The sequence below is a fragment of the Anoxybacillus pushchinoensis genome, assembly GCF_900111795.1.
GTDB lineage: Bacteria > Bacillota > Bacilli > Bacillales > Anoxybacillaceae > Anoxybacillus > Anoxybacillus pushchinoensis.
Genome location: NZ_FOJQ01000050.1, coordinates 1 through 14,720, shown reverse-complemented (window position 1 = coordinate 14,720; position 14,720 = coordinate 1). Strand labels below are relative to the sequence as shown.

At 43.8% G+C, this 14,720-nt stretch carries 11 protein-coding genes and 1 pseudogene; 6 read left to right on the top strand and 6 right to left on the bottom strand.

Going from position 1 to position 14,720, the window contains the following annotated elements; translation table 11 throughout:
- Positions 1-4 precede the first annotated feature (4 nt).
- On the bottom strand, positions 5-112 hold the full coding sequence (locus BM213_RS11760; RefSeq protein WP_244149272.1) for a transposase: 108 nt from the start codon (positions 110-112) through the stop codon (positions 5-7).
- An 11-nt stretch (positions 113-123) separates the two neighbouring features.
- On the opposite strand from BM213_RS11760, the gene BM213_RS15380 reads away from it, so the two are divergent.
- Both BM213_RS15380 and tagU read left to right on the top strand, forming a co-directional pair.
- Entirely contained in the window at positions 124-285 is a 162-nt protein-coding gene (locus tag BM213_RS15380) for a YwzD family small protein (RefSeq protein ID WP_482746373.1), read from the top strand.
- Between the two features lie 249 nt (positions 286-534).
- A complete protein-coding gene (gene tagU, locus BM213_RS11755; RefSeq protein ID WP_091704382.1) occupies positions 535-1,458 on the top strand; it encodes a polyisoprenyl-teichoic acid--peptidoglycan teichoic acid transferase TagU in 924 nt (307 codons plus the stop codon).
- 130 nt (positions 1,459-1,588) lie between these two features.
- On the opposite strand, the gene BM213_RS11750 is transcribed toward tagU, so the two are convergent.
- Complete coding sequence (locus BM213_RS11750) at positions 1,589-2,182, bottom strand: plasmid pRiA4b ORF-3 family protein (protein WP_091704379.1); 594 nt, start codon at positions 2,180-2,182, stop codon at positions 1,589-1,591.
- A 139-nt stretch (positions 2,183-2,321) separates the two neighbouring features.
- Between BM213_RS11750 and BM213_RS11745 the strand changes: the two genes are divergently transcribed.
- The 4 genes from BM213_RS11745 to BM213_RS11730 all read left to right on the top strand — a co-directional run bounded on the left by BM213_RS11745 (position 2,322) and on the right by BM213_RS11730 (position 9,477).
- A complete protein-coding gene (locus tag BM213_RS11745; protein ID WP_091704377.1) occupies positions 2,322-3,623 on the top strand; it encodes a UDP-glucose dehydrogenase family protein in 1,302 nt (433 codons plus the stop codon).
- Between the two features lie 84 nt (positions 3,624-3,707).
- Positions 3,708-4,679, top strand: coding sequence for a UDP-glucose 4-epimerase GalE (gene galE, locus BM213_RS11740; protein WP_091704374.1), 972 nt, complete (start codon positions 3,708-3,710; stop codon positions 4,677-4,679).
- A gap of 126 nt (positions 4,680-4,805) precedes the next feature.
- Positions 4,806-6,314 carry a glycine betaine uptake BCCT transporter gene (locus tag BM213_RS11735; protein WP_091704372.1) on the top strand — a complete coding sequence of 503 codons (1,509 nt, stop codon included), beginning with the start codon at positions 4,806-4,808 and terminating at the stop codon, positions 6,312-6,314.
- A 106-nt stretch (positions 6,315-6,420) separates the two neighbouring features.
- Positions 6,421-9,477, top strand: a complete 3,057-nt coding sequence (locus BM213_RS11730; RefSeq protein ID WP_091704370.1) for an efflux RND transporter permease subunit — start codon at positions 6,421-6,423, stop codon at positions 9,475-9,477.
- Between the two features lie 119 nt (positions 9,478-9,596).
- Here BM213_RS11730 and BM213_RS11725 read toward each other — a convergent pair whose 3' ends face one another.
- The 4 genes and pseudogenes from BM213_RS11725 to BM213_RS11710 all read right to left on the bottom strand — a co-directional run.
- Positions 9,597-12,293 carry a DEAD/DEAH box helicase gene (locus BM213_RS11725; protein WP_425265930.1) on the bottom strand — a complete coding sequence of 899 codons (2,697 nt, stop codon included), beginning with the start codon at positions 12,291-12,293 and terminating at the stop codon, positions 9,597-9,599.
- The gene (locus BM213_RS11720) at positions 12,293-13,948 is read right to left on the bottom strand and encodes an SWIM zinc finger family protein (protein WP_091704365.1); all 1,656 of its coding nucleotides are present in this window, start codon (positions 13,946-13,948) and stop codon (positions 12,293-12,295) included. The genes BM213_RS11725 and BM213_RS11720 overlap by 1 nt, the downstream gene beginning before the upstream one ends.
- Before the next feature lie 54 nt (positions 13,949-14,002).
- Positions 14,003-14,446, bottom strand: a complete 444-nt coding sequence (locus tag BM213_RS11715; RefSeq protein ID WP_043967408.1) for an Rrf2 family transcriptional regulator — start codon at positions 14,444-14,446, stop codon at positions 14,003-14,005.
- Positions 14,447-14,508: 62 nt separating this feature from the next.
- A pseudogene (locus tag BM213_RS11710) lies at positions 14,509-14,720 on the bottom strand (RNA-guided endonuclease IscB); the annotation flags it as partial.

Genomic DNA, 14,720 nt, shown 5'->3' with positions numbered 1-14,720 from the left:
TTAACTATGGAGAATACGGTGGCAAAAAGATGAAATGAAAAGCATCGCCTTCCTCGCCATCAAGAAAGGCTTGCACCATCTTGGTATGATGAATACGCGCATTGTCCAACACAAGCACGAGGAATCGGTCCGTATATTTCTCTTTCAATAGAAACAGAAAAGTTCAAGCATATTTTACTTCAAGCATGCCAGCGCGGGGAGTTGTCGACTCATATGACCGCGAAAGAGATGGTGCAAGAGCTTGCTCAACAATTAAAGCAAGTGTTCAAAAGAAATGAATCATAAAAAGGTCATCGCTATGCCTTTCTTTCAGCAATAACTGAAAAAATGATTGTTGCTCATTGCGTTTTTGGCTGTGAGAGGACGGTAAATCCCGTTCATATTTAGTGCTTACTGATGAGGCGAGGAAGCGTCTGACGGTTGCTGAATAATGTGTTTCAGCGACTTTTTGACGCTATTCCCCTTGTCCTTTTTGTTTCCATATGGTACGCTACACTTGAATGATATCTCAGCATACATAAAGGGAAGATAGAAATGGAAGCAAACAAAGGTGGAAAAATACGTTATAAGATTATAGCTATTGTTGTGCTACTTTTTATCATAGCGGGAGCGTATGCTTTTTCGATGTACGGTAAGTTCAAGGAAACAATAAATGAGATGCATGAGCCGATTGAGCGAGAACGTTCGGAACAGCGAGAGAATGAGTTATCGCTCGGAAAAGGTGAGCCGATATCCTTTTTGCTTATCGGGGTAGATGAACGTAAAAACGATCGTGGACGAGCAGATTCGTTAATTGTCGTCACGTTAAATCCGAAAGAGCAATCGATTAAAATGCTGAGCATTCCGCGCGATACTCGCACAGCGATTGTCGGAAAAGGAAAAGAGGATAAAATTAACCACTCGTATGCTTTTGGCGGGGTGGAAATGACGATTGCAACGGTTGAGCAGTTTTTACATATTCCAATTGACTATTATATAAAAGTCAATATGGAAGGTTTCAAGGATATCGTTGATGCGGTTGGCGGTGTAACGGTAAGTAATCCTTTTGCCTTTAATTATGAAGGAGAATCTTTCCCAAAAGGTGAAATTACTTTAGATGGGGATCGTGCTTTAAAATATACGCGCATGCGCTATGATGATCCGCGCGGTGATTTCGGAAGACAAGATCGCCAAAAGCAAGTGATTGCGGCTATTATTAAAAAAGGGGCGAGCCTTTCTTCTCTAGTCAACTATAGCGATATACTTGAAGCCATTGGGAAAAATGTAAGGACGAATATGACGTTTGACGAAATGAAGCAAATTCAAGCGAATTACAAAGAGGCTCGCCATCATATAGAACAACTCCAAATGCAAGGAAAAGGTCAAAAAATGAATGGCATTTACTACTTCATTGTCCCTGAGGAAGAAAGGGAAATGATATCCAACCAATTAAAGAAACATTTAAATATCGGATTGTAATGTAACGGTGCCTGTCACGCCCCACTCAGGCATTTCACAACGGTTAAAGGAGCATTTGGAGATACAGAGAAGGGGCTGACCGAAAAGACCACTAAAAAGCGGACTTTTGAGTCAGTCCTAAAAAATGCATTTATTTGAATTTGATTGTTGCTAGTCTTCTATTTACTTCCTCTATATCAAAATATTCTGGATCAAAGTCATCTCCGTACCATTCATCATACCACTCGAGAAACTCTTCCCGTTCTTGTTTTCTTGTATCGTTTTGCATCATATCGATTACATCTTGGTACCCCCAAACGCCACCGACATCTTCTGGTGGGCATGCTCGTTTTCCTTTAATGCAAACAGGATGTGTCAACGGTTCCATTCGTTTTTCAATTTTTTCTAATGTAACGATATGCTCCCAATTGTCGCCAAAGTCATACGTATATAAAACTTTGTCTTTTTCTTGACTTAAATATGTTTTTATCCGCACTTTTCGAGAATCAAGCATATCTTTCCGAGGGTGTATAAAAAAATCATCTGGATGCGGTACATCGATGATCGCATCTTCCGTGTCAAATTGATACAAATGATAGTTTCCCCATCCCATCGCTTCTTGAATGATCAGATGAAGTTGATCGAATGTAATATTGCTTGGAATAAGTACACGTCGCCAAATGGGAGGACGAATACCACGCAAGGCGATTTTTAATTGGTAGACGGTTTGTTTTTTCTGCAACACTTTCTCCTCCTTTTCTTTTACTATAATGATAGACAAATTTCTATGTTTTTATAAGAGGGATCTTTCATTTTTTCGATAGCCGTATCGTGCAAATACGCTCACATTTGTGTAAACTGAAAAAAAAGCACGGAGGTTGGCTATGAACATTGTCGTTGTCGGAACAGGATATGTGGGCTTAGTGACAGGTGTGGCGCTTGCGCATATTGGGCATCGGGTGACGTGCGTGGATGTCGATAAAGAAAAAGTGGATTGCTTGCGCCAAGGGATTTCTCCAATTTATGAGCCGGGTATTGAGCCGTTTATGAAAGAAAATATGGACGCTGGGCGATTGTTTTTTACGACGGACGGTGCGAGTGCATTTCGGGAGGCAGACGTCATTTATGTGGCGGTCGGCACGCCTGAAAATGAAGATGGCTTTGCGGATTTAACATATTTAAAGCAAGCGGTGAAAGACATTGCGGCGGCGGTAACGAAAGATGTCATCGTTGTGACAAAAAGTACGGTGCCGATCGGGACGAATCACGAAATGAAGCGCATGTTTGCGGAGCTTGCTCCACATGTACGTATCGAAGTCGTGTCGAACCCGGAATTTTTACGGGAAGGTTCTGCCATTCACGATACGTTTCATGGCGATCGCATCGTGATCGGGGCGGATGATGAACGGGCAGCATCGGTCGTTGCCGATATTCATCGGCCGTTTGGCATTCCGATTTTTCACACTGATATTCGCAGTGCAGAAATGATTAAATATGCGTCAAACGCCTTTTTAGCAACGAAAATTAGCTTTATTAATGAAATTGCGAACATATGTGAAAAAGTTGGCGCGGACATTGAACAAGTGGCGGCTGGCATGGGGATGGATGCGCGCATCGGTTCCTCGTTTTTGCGCGCTGGCATCGGTTATGGAGGCTCTTGTTTTCCGAAAGATACGAAAGCATTGGCGAAAATTGCAGCAAATATCGATCATCATTTTGAGCTGTTAAAAGCGGTCATTGAAGTGAACAACAAGCAACAACGAAAGCTCATTGAGAAAGCGAAAGAGCGGTTTGGTCGTCTCGCCGGAAAACGAGTGGCTCTTCTCGGTTTATCGTTTAAGCCAAATACAGACGATATGCGGGAAGCTGCATCGCTTGTCGTTGCGCGCGAGCTGCTTGCGGAACAGGCGACCGTCGTTGCATATGACCCGATTGCGATGGGGAAAGCGGCACATGTGTTGCCGAAAGAAGTCATATATGCAGACCGGGTAGAACAGGCGCTCGAACGTGCGGATGCGGCAATGATTTTAACGGAATGGGATGAATTTCGCCAGCTGGACTTATCTGTATACGTTAAGCAAATGAAAACGCCGATTATTTTTGATGGGCGCAATTGTTATGCGCTTGATGATGTGAAAACATATGCGATCGAATATTATTCGATCGGACGAAAGTCAGTCAAATAAGGAAGAAAAAGGGCGTAGTTTTTATCGATTTTTCCATATATGTGTAGTAATATGAAAATAGATTGCGATGAAAGGAGTTTCTTTATGATTTTGGTCGTTGGTGGTGCAGGATATATCGGCAGCCATGTGGTAAAGAAATTAGTTGAAACGAAGCCGATCGTCGTGCTCGATAATTTATCGACAGGGCATCGTCATCTCGTGGACAAACGAGCGGTGTTCGTTCATGGCGATTTAGGCGATCGGGCGACGCTTGTACGCATATTTGAAAAATATCCGATCGATGCGGTGATGCATTTTGCGGCAAATAGTTTAGTAGGCGAGTCGGTCGTTGAGCCGATGAAATATTATAAAAACAATGTCGCAGCGACGCTGACATTATTGGAAACGATGATGGAATATGGTGTCAAACGTTTTATTTTCTCATCGACAGCGGCTGTATACGGCATTCCAAACGTTGATCTTATTACGGAAGATTGCCCGACAAACCCAATTAATCCGTACGGTCGCTCGAAATTAATGATCGAGCATATGCTTTCAGACTTTGCCTCGGCGTACGATTTACGTTACGTCGTGTTGCGCTATTTCAACGCGGCAGGTGCGCATGAAAGCGGGGACATTGGGGAAGACCATCATCCGGAAACGCATTTAATTCCGCTTATTTTGCAACATTTGCTCGGGATGTGCGATAAAATTTCGGTGTTTGGCACAGATTACGATACGCCAGATGGCACATGTATTCGCGATTACATTCATGTGACCGATTTAGCGGAGGCGCACATTCTCGCGTTGCACGCCCTTCTTTCGGACGAGAAAAAGACAGCGACATACAATCTTGGCAACGGGCTCGGTTATTCGGTTAAAGAAGTGATCGATATGTGCGAGCGTGTGACGGGGAAACAGGCGACGATCGAATATACGGAGCGTCGTCCAGGAGATCCGGCTCGACTCGTCGCTTCGTCTGAAAAAATTGCTCGTGAACTTGGCTGGAAAGCGACACGTTCGCTCGAAGACATTATCGCAAGCGCATGGCGTTGGCACGAGAAACATACATCATAGAAAAGAGAAGTCGTATGTTTTGACTTCTCTTTTCCATTTTGTTACCATGCTAATATACATGCTTCATTAACACCCGAAGACGCTAACACGATCCCCATAAGGCATATAAAATGAAGGAGGGATTGGATGCGGAAAACAACACCTGTTTTTTACATTTCTATCGTCATCGCATTGTTATTTATTGGTTGGGGAGTGATCCCGGAAAGTGTATTGCCACAATTTCATTTGGCGAAAGTGAGTGGCGACATACAAAATTTTCTAGTGTACAAGCTTGGTTGGTTTTATTTACTAGCCGCAACGGCTTTTCTCGTCTTCTGTTTCGTTATGATCTTTTCAAAATATGGAAACATTCGGCTGGGAGCGGACGATGAAAAACCGGAGTATCGTTATCGAACGTGGTTTGGCATGTTGTTTAGTGCCGGTATGGGAATCGGGTTAGTGTTTTGGGGAGTGGCTGAACCGATGTATCATTTTTACAGCCCACCTGTTGGTGAAGCAGAAACAGCAGAAGCTGCTCGTGTAGCGATGCGATATGCGTTTTTCCATTGGGGATTGCACCCGTGGGCGATTTATGCGGTTGTCGCGCTAGCGTTAGCTTATTTCCAGTTTAGAAAAAAAGAGCCAGGAGTGATTAGCCGCGTACTGCGTCCTGTGTTGGGTGAGCGTGTAAATGGATTAACGGGGATTGCTGTCGATACGTTAGCGGTTTATGCGACCGTTTTCGGTGTAGCGACTTCACTTGGATTAGGGGCGATTCAAATTAGTGGGGGATTGTCTCACCTCTCTCCAAGTATACCAAACAGTTTTGCGACACAGCTCGTCGTTATCATTGTCGTTACGGTATTATTTATGTTGTCAGCCCAAACAGGATTGAATAAAGGCATTAAAATATTAAGTGATACGAATGTGAGGCTTGCAGTGCTTTTGATGTTTTTCTTGTTGTTTGCAGGACCGACAAACTTTATTATGGATGTATTTACGACAACGATTGGATCGTATATTCAAAATTTACCGTCTATGAGTTTACGGTTAAGTCCATTTGAACAAAGTGAATGGCCGCGTGTTTGGACTATTTTTTACTGGGCATGGTGGATTGCTTGGGCTCCGTTTGTTGGCTCATTCATTGCGCGCGTGTCGCGGGGACGGACGGTGCGAGAGTTTATGATTGGTGTATTGCTCGTTCCGACGATTTTTAGCGCCCTATGGTTCTCTGTGTTTGGCGGATCTGCCCTGTATTTAGAAATGTTTGAGGGGGCAGACATTATGGAAACGATGAATGAGTCAGGCATTGAGATGGCGCTCTTTTCTGTTTTTAAACATTTCCCATTGAGCACGATTTTATCGGGGTTAGCGATTTTACTCATTTGTACGTTTTTCGTTACATCAGCCGATTCGGCGACATTTGTGCTAGGAATGCAGACGACAAATGGAAGTTTAAATCCATCAAACTCTGTTAAATTGACTTGGGGAATCATTCAGTCCGCGACCGCCATCATTTTACTTTGGACAGGCGGATTACAGGCGCTGCAAACTGCGTCGATTATCGCCGCCTTTCCGTTTACAATCATCATGCTTTTCATGATGTTTTCCTTATTGCGGTCGTTTAAACAAGAAACATTTATGAAGAAAAAATAATCGGTCATGACTTGACCGATTATTTTTTTACATAAAGTTTGACACTCGCTGTTCTGTTCGCTACCCTAACAGTAGAACAAAAAATAGGACGGTGAACAGACAAGTTATGAACATTAGCCATTTTTCGATTCGGCGCCCGGTGTTGACGTTCGTATCGATGGTGATCGTCATTCTTTTAGGGGCGGTATCTTTGTTGAATATTCCGATGAAGTTAATTCCTGATATTCAACCCCCTGTCGGTGTCGTTGTAGCAACGTATCCGGGAGCGGGGCCGACGGAAGTGTTAGAGAAAGTGACGAAGCCGTTAGAAAGCAGCTTAGCGACGTTGCCGGGGCTAAAGACGATGACTTCGACGTCGCAAGAAGGCTCGACACTCATCTTATTACAGTTTTCATGGACGACAGTAATTGATGACATCCAAAATGATGTCATGCAGCGTATTGATCAAGCGCCTCTTCCTGATGACGTGTCAAAGCCGCGATTTTTAAAGTTTGACCCGTCGCAGTTTCCTGTCATCCAACTGACGTTGACGACGGAAAAGGAACATGAACAGCTGAAGACGTTGGCGCAACAGTTGAAAGCAGAGCTGGCCAAAACGGAAGGAGTAGCTAGCGTCAACGTATCAGGAACGTTTACGAAACATGTGCGCGTAGTCGTCGATCCAAATAAGCTTCAAACGTACCGACTTTCCCAACAAGACGTTGTGAATTTCATTTCGGCTAACAACGTGTCGTTGCCAGGGGAAACGGTCGTCATCGACGATCGGCAACTATCGACACGCATTTTAAGCACGGTACAGTCTGTCGATGAATTAAAAAATCTCGTTCTTTTGATCGACCCTATGACAAATAAGCGCGTTCGTTTGCAAGATGTAGCGAGCGTTGAACTCGTTCCAGACGAGCAACAAACGATTACGAGAACGAACGAAAAGCCATCCGTGTTAATGAGCGTGCTGCAAAAGGCAGATGCGAACACAGCGGAAGTATCTACAGCGTTTCAAAAGCAGTTGGATAAATTGTTGAAAAAAGAACAATTTCAAGACGTACATGTCGACATATTGTTTGACCAAGGGGAATTTATTCAGCGAACGATTCGCAACATCGCACAATCGCTCGTTTTAGGTGGCGCTTTTGCGATGGCGGTATTGTTTGTATTTTTGCGAAATATAAAAAGCCCGATCATTATCGGCATCGCTATTCCGTATTCGGTTATTGTGACGTTTGTTTTAATGTATTTTTCCGACTTTACGCTAAATATTATGACGCTTGGCGGATTAGCCCTTGGGATTGGGATGCTTGTTGACAACTCGATTGTCGTTATTGAAAATATTTCCCGCCATTTAGCGATGGGAAAAGATCCGAAAGAAGCAGCGAAAGATGGGGTAAGCGAAATCGGAAGCGCGATTGTCGCATCGACGTTGACGAGTGTAGCTGTGTTTATTCCGGTATTATTTATTACCGGTTTAATTGGAGATTTATTTACCGAGTTTGCGCTAACGATTGCGTTTAGTTTACTAGCATCGTTATTTGTTGCGCTGACGGTTGTGCCGATGCTTGCGAGCCGTTGGTTGCGCCCGCGCAGACGGTATCGCGAAGAAGCCCGTTTAACGTCCGCCCCGATGCGTGCGCTTGAGCGAAGTGTACGATGGTCGTTGCGTCATCGTTTCGTCGTATTATTGCTCGCGTTCGGTTTGCTTGGTGCGGGGGTGTTTAGTTTAACGACCGTCGGTATGCAGTTTTTGCCGAATGCTGATGAAGGGTTTTTCTCGATTCGCGTCCAAACAGATGACGGTGCTTCGCTGCAAGCGACAGAGCGCGTTGTGGCGGCGATTGAACATGAATTAAAGCGAGTGGATGATATCGATACGTACGTCAGCTTAATTGGTTCAACGCAAGAGCAATCGTTTCGTGGTACGACGCAAAGCAACGTCGCGGAAATATATGTCAAAATGAAGCCGAAAGATAAGCGTGATCGCTCGGTGTTCGTTGTCGTTGATGAGTTAAAATCCCCTGTGCAACAAGCGGTGAAAAAAGTGAATAAAACGGCGGAAGTGTCGTTTAACTTGCAAGCATCGACCGGAAGTGCGCCAAATACGTTAACATTTAGCGTAAAAGATACGGATGAGAAAAGGTTGAAAGAAGTCGTTAGTCAAATTGAAAAACGATTAACGTCGTTAAAACAAGTGCAAGAAGTGTCAACCGATTTATCAGAAACGGTCGATGAAATACAAGTGAAAATCGATCGAGAAAAAGCGTTGCAACATGGACTTACACCAGCGCAAGTCGCCATCGCTGCCCAACAAATGACGCGCGGAATGACGGCGACACGCATCATTGATGCGAGCGCGAACGTATATGATGTAAACGTTCAATACGATGATCGTGAGAACCATTCGGTTGAACATATAAAAAAATTGCTTGTGAAAAAACCGGACGGTACGTTCGTAAAACTTGGGGATATTGCATCCGTTTCGGTCGGCAAAAGCCCTGTTCGCATTCAGCGAATCGATGAACAAAGTGCTGTTCAGTTTACTGTGAAATATAAAAGTTCGGTGACGCTTGGCGACATATCGGCGCTTGTCGACCGTGAAATCGCAAAGCTCGATCTTCCAGCTGAGACGGACATCGTCTTTAGCGGCGATCGCGAGTTGCTTGAGTCGTCCATTGATGATTTAGCTTTAGCGTTTGGGTTGGCGGTTACGTTTGTATATCTCGTCATGGCGGCGCAGTTTGAGTCGTTTAAACATCCGTTCATCATTATGTTTACGATTCCGTTAATGATCGTCGGAATTGCGGGCGGATTATTGTTGACGCAGACGCCAGTAAGCGTCATGGTCATTATCGGCGGTATCGTACTTGCCGGTATTGTCGTCAACAATGCGATTGTCCTTGTTAGCTACATGAATCAATTGCGCGCCCGCGGAGAGCGAGACATTATTGTCACAGCGGTCAAGCTTCGTCTTCGTCCGATTTTAATGACGGCGTTAACGACAATTTTAGGTTTATTGCCGCTTGCTTTCGGCTTCGGTGACGGGGCGGAGTTCAATCAGCCGATGGCGATTACCGTTATCGGTGGACTGATTAGCAGCACCTTTTTAACGTTATTTGTCATTCCGATTGTATATAGCTTTACGTTATCGAGAAAGTTCTATATTCAAAAATAAACAGCCGGTCGCGTCGGCTGTTTATTTTTTTCGTTCTTCTAGTTTTTTGGCCATTTGTTCAAGCAGTTTTTCCCATAATGTTTGTTGCTTCGTTCCTTTTTTCTTTGCCATATTTCACCTCATGAAAGCGTAAATAGTTCACGCAATTGTTCGTTGGACAGTTCGGTAATCCACGTTTCACTTTGGATGAGCTGTTCATTGAGCGCTTGTTTTTTCTCAAGCATATCGTCGATTTTTTCTTCAATCGTCCCGGTTGTAATGAATTTATGCACATGAACAAATTTCGTTTGCCCGATGCGATACGCTCGGTCTGTCGCTTGGTTTTCTACAGCCGGATTCCACCAACGGTCAAAATGAATGACGTGGTTGGCGGCTGTTAAGTTTAGACCTGTCCCGCCCGCTTTGAGCGATAAAATGAATATATGAAACTGCCCGTTTTGAAATTGTTCGATCATTTCATCGCGTGTTTGTTTCGGTGTGCTTCCATTTAAAAAGACGACAGTTTCTTTCAAATGCGTAGAAAGAAGGTGTTGGATCATCTCGCCCATTTGAATGTACTGGGTAAAGATTAAGCAACTTTCCCCGTTTTCGCGAATTTGTTTGACAAGTTCAAGCAGCTTTTCTACTTTATGCGATCGCTCGACGATTTGCTTCGGATGTTTTTCTTTTAAGTATAGTGCTGGATGGTTGCATAGTTGTTTTAAGCTGTTTAACATTTGTAAAATGATGCCGCGTCGCGCAAACCCATCGACTTGTTCGAGTTTTTCAAGCGACTGTTGCACAATTTGTTCGTATAAGGATGCTTGCTCGACGGTGAGCGGGCAATATTCTTTTTGTTCGAGTTTATCAGGCAAGTCGAGCGCAATTCGCTCGTCTGTTTTCGTTCGCCGCAATAAAAATGGACGAATGAGTTTTTGTAGTTTTTCCGTTGCTTGTGCGTCTCCGTTTTTTTCAATCGGCGTTGCAAAGCGACGTTGAAACTCTGTTTGTGAGCCTAAGTAGCCCGGGTTTAAAAAGTGGAAGATGCTCCAAAGTTCGTTTAGTCGATTTTCAATCGGTGTACCGGTGAGCGCAATTTTATGGCGCCCTTTTAGTTTACGAATGGCACGCGCTTGTTTCGTTTGGGCATTTTTAATGTTTTGTGCTTCATCTAAACAAATGACATCCCAATCGATGCCAGCTAAGTCGTCGAAATCTAAATGCGCCAAACTGTATGATGTAATGACAAGATCACAGCTTTTTGCTTTTTCGATAAACGTATCTCCATGTCCACGAGTGGATCCGTGATGAACGTAGACGGTTAAAGACGGAACGAATTGCTGACATTCTTTTTGCCAATTGCCGATGACGCTCGTTGGACAAATAAGTAAAGCAGGGCCGTTTCGTTTCTCGTTTTCTTTCACATAGGCGAGATAGGCTAGCATTTGTATCGTTTTCCCAAGACCCATATCGTCTGCTAAACAGCCACCAAAACCGAGCTGGCGTAAAAAGATGAGCCAGTCGACGCCTCGCTGTTGGTATGGACGTAACGTGCCATGGAACGTGCTCGGAATGGTGACGTTTGGGATATGGTCAATGTTTTTCATTTTTCGTACGAGTGTGGCAAACGAGCGATTTAGTTCAATGTCAATCGCTTCATCGTCTTCATGTTGTTCGTTTGTTTTTTCCGCGAGCGTTTGCATCAGCACGTCACGAAGCGATAAACCTTCTTGTTTCGCTCGTTTCATCAGCTTTTGTACGTGTTGAATGACGGCAGGGTCAAGTTGCACCCATTGATCGCGAATGCGCACGAGGCGGCGCTTTTGTTCGACGAGTTCCGCGAATTGCTGCTCCGTCAGTTCGATGCCGTTTGTAGCGATGCGCCAGTCGAAATCGACGAGTGCATTGAGTCCGAATACAGATGTCGCCGATGATTTCACTCGTGCTTTTACACGAAGGCGCGCTTGTTTGACGACTTCCCACCATTCCGGCACGATAACGCGAACGCCTGCTTCGGTGAGTTCGATTGTCGCTTCCACTAAAAAGCGCAACGCTTCTTCTTCGTTTAGTTGCGTGCGCAACGCCCCATTTTCGCCTAGCCATGGAACGATCGTTTGCCAGCGTTGTTGAGCTCGTTCAATATGGCTAGCGTATGCCTCCCAAGCTTTTGGCATTTGCGGATACACGGTGATGTCGTTTGTTGTTGTGTCGATGAGCACCGTTTCAAGCGACCATGCTCCCCCATCTTCCTCTGGTTCGTTTAAACGAATGGCGACGATAAATGGCGGGCGGTTTTTGTCCCAGCCAATTTCGGTGAGCCAGTCATGCTCGTCTATAAATGGTGTAGCGTCGCCTGAAATAAGCGGATATGTTTCAATGATTTGTTGCCACGTTTGTTTGAGCTCAACGTCTGATTGAATCCAGTCATTGATTGCTTCTGAACGCCAAACGGATACGAACGGATGATCGTCCGCTTCTGTTCCTTTCCATCCGAAGCGCCCGTTTTTCCATGCTTCAAAGTCGGGCATGAGCTGTTTTTGTTCTACATCATGAATGATTTGTTTCGCCCACGCTTGAAACTGTTTGCTTTGGTCATCCCATGCAACTTCGATCAATGCGCTCGTCGACGGATAGGCAAAAAACGTAAGCGCCTCCCAAGGCGAAAGAAGGACGCCAATATGTGTCCCAATCGTCTCGATAGGGGCGAATGTGCCATAAAACGTTTCTTCATGCCATAAAAAAACGATGCCTCTCCAATTACTTGGGTGTGTATCGTCGCTATAAATGAAAAATTGTTTTTGTTCTTCAAGCCAGCGGCTTTGTAATTCCAGTTGCATCATATGAATTTCCCTTTCCGTAATAAATCTTGAAAGGCACGTAATCGTTTCGTTTGTTCAGCTAATGTTGCGATATACGCTTCCCAGCGCGACATTTGTTTTAAAGCACGGTAATGAGCCCGTAGTTTTCGTAAATGTTTGATTGCTTGTTCGTATGCGCTCCGATTTTTTTGTTCGATGTAATACATAATCGTTTGATGGTAAAGCGGAAGAACGAGCGAAGGATCCGCTTGTTCGACTGCTTTTAAATGGAGCGGATGAATCATGTCGACGGTTGTTTTTTCAAGCATATATAATTCAATAAGCTCTTTCCATTTTTGTTCATCGAATAAGTAATCGATGTACGTATAAAAGCTGTACGGAAGCAGCTTTTGAAGAAGCTGTTCGTACCGTTCGGTTTGTTCATTTTTTGTAGCGATACGATATTGGACATAGGCAGATAGTACATGTTGAACAAACCACTCACGGTCAGTTATATGAAGCGAATATAAGTACGTTTCCACATTTTGTTCGAGCCGATGAAACCAATCAGCTCCACGTTGAATTTGCTTTTTCGCAAATGACATATGCATAAAACGGACGATATGTTCTGTTGCTAAGTATGGAAACGGTTCAATGAGCTGATAAGCTTGCTGATCGTTTTTAAGCAAAAATGATACGTATGAAGCGGCAGCGATAAATGGTATTTTTTCTTCTACGGTTTGCTTTTTGTTTAACTGTTCAATCGCCCATGTACATTCCTCTTGGCGATATGTTTCGTCAGTCAATACGGTTGTCCATATGATTTCGTATACATCTAATATTTGTCTAAAGTACGTTAATTCGCCCGACAATACGTTTCTTACGTATGGGATGGTAGCGTATAAAAGTTGTTCATGACTTTTTGTACGCGGTTTTTTCGCTAAATTTTTGAGTGCTTGTTGGACGGTTGAAGAAAATTGTTCCACATGCCGCTCTTGCATGATCGCGAAGTAGCCCCATGATTTTTGCGGAATATGAACAAGTTTAATAAATGTAAATAAGGCGGCATGGACATAATATAAATGGTCTAAAAACGATGCTTTAGATGTCGGACGTTCGAATGTTGGGAAAAACGATTGAACGAGCCTGCGCATATGTTCTTCTTCCGTTATATTGTATAGCGGGATGCGGCGATATTTTTCTTCAAACGATTGCCACCACGCGTCAACGATATTTGCGTTGTTTGACGTATTGCTTCTATTTTTCTCGTTTAGCTTCTGTTGCTGAACGGTTTGTTGTTTCACTTGTACGTCTTTTTGTTTTTCATTGCTTTCGGCTTTTTTTCGTTTTGTCGCTGGTTCTTTCCATGTTCTAATTAAATTCCCGACTGCATCAATTTGATTGTATGCATATAAAAATAACGCAACATTGTGCGGACATAATCCGACTGTTGTGCAAGAACAAGACGAACCAGCCGCTTGTTTCAGTCGAAAAGAAGGCTCATACGTATGCCCTCGGTCTGTCACCTTCCCTTTTAGTACATCATTTTCTACCGTCACATTATATACATGTCCTGTTCGATACAGTTGCCATGCTCGCTTGATGACGTCGCTATGCTTTTTGTACGGTAAAAGCTTCATGAGACGTTGAGCCGCTTTTGTCATCACTTCTTGCGATAACATCGTCTGTAACATACGAAAGCTCCTTTTTTATCAATTTGCCCTTATTTTAGCATGTGTGTTTGTTGTTTACAAACGTGGGGAATGAAAGAACGTTTTTAACGTTTGTTTATTTTGTAATAAGTCAGCAAGTGTATAGGCATCGAGCGTTTGTAAAAATGCTTGCAATGCTTCATGAAGCACATGTTTCAGTTGGCAAACGGGTGTAATAATGCAGTCATTTCCGTGAGCGGCAAAGCATTCAACGAGCGATAAATTATCTTCCGTTTGCCTAACGACAGCGCCAATGCGGATGTCTTCTGGTTTTTTAGCGAGGCGAATGCCACCGTTTCTTCCACGAATCGTTTCAATCAGGCCGAGCTTCCCGAGATCGTATACGATTTTACTGAGGTGGTTTTCCGAAATGGAAAACGTACGAGAAATTTCTTTTATATTTGTTTTTTCTCCTTCTTCTAGCGCACCTAAAAAAAGAAGAACTCGTAGCGCATATTCTGTATAGTTCGTCAACTGCATAATTTTTTCACGAAACTTACGCAAGGAAGCCCCTGCCTTTAGGCACGGGGAGGAATTGCACCTTACGCAAGTTCCGCCACCCCCTTTCCATAAGCATATCCGTCAAATCGCTGAATGACTTGGACATATCTATAATTTATTCCTTGTGCGATACGCTTTCCGTCCTTGCCTTTAATATCGAAACTTCCAGTCTTTCTACATGCGACTTCGCCAAACCAAACGCCTTGATATTTCCCTCTTGGGACAACAGCCTTAACCATGTCCCCTGTTTGAA

Bases quoted from the DNA above. Each gene is read 5' to 3' on its own strand.
- BM213_RS11745 (WP_091704377.1), top strand. From the start codon at position 2,322: ATGAACATTGTCGTTGTCGGAACAGGATATGTGGGCTTAGTGACAGGT.
- galE (WP_091704374.1), top strand. From the start codon at position 3,708: ATGATTTTGGTCGTTGGTGGTGCAGGATATATCGGCAGCCATGTGGTA.
- tagU (WP_091704382.1), top strand. From the start codon at position 535: ATGGAAGCAAACAAAGGTGGAAAAATACGTTATAAGATTATAGCTATT.
- BM213_RS11730 (WP_091704370.1), top strand. From the start codon at position 6,421: ATGAACATTAGCCATTTTTCGATTCGGCGCCCGGTGTTGACGTTCGTA.
- BM213_RS11715 (WP_043967408.1), bottom strand. From the start codon at position 14,446: ATGCAGTTGACGAACTATACAGAATATGCGCTACGAGTTCTTCTTTTT.
- BM213_RS11725 (WP_425265930.1), bottom strand. From the start codon at position 12,293: ATGCAACTGGAATTACAAAGCCGCTGGCTTGAAGAACAAAAACAATTT.
- BM213_RS11720 (WP_091704365.1), bottom strand. From the start codon at position 13,948: ATGTTACAGACGATGTTATCGCAAGAAGTGATGACAAAAGCGGCTCAA.
- BM213_RS11735 (WP_091704372.1), top strand. From the start codon at position 4,806: ATGCGGAAAACAACACCTGTTTTTTACATTTCTATCGTCATCGCATTG.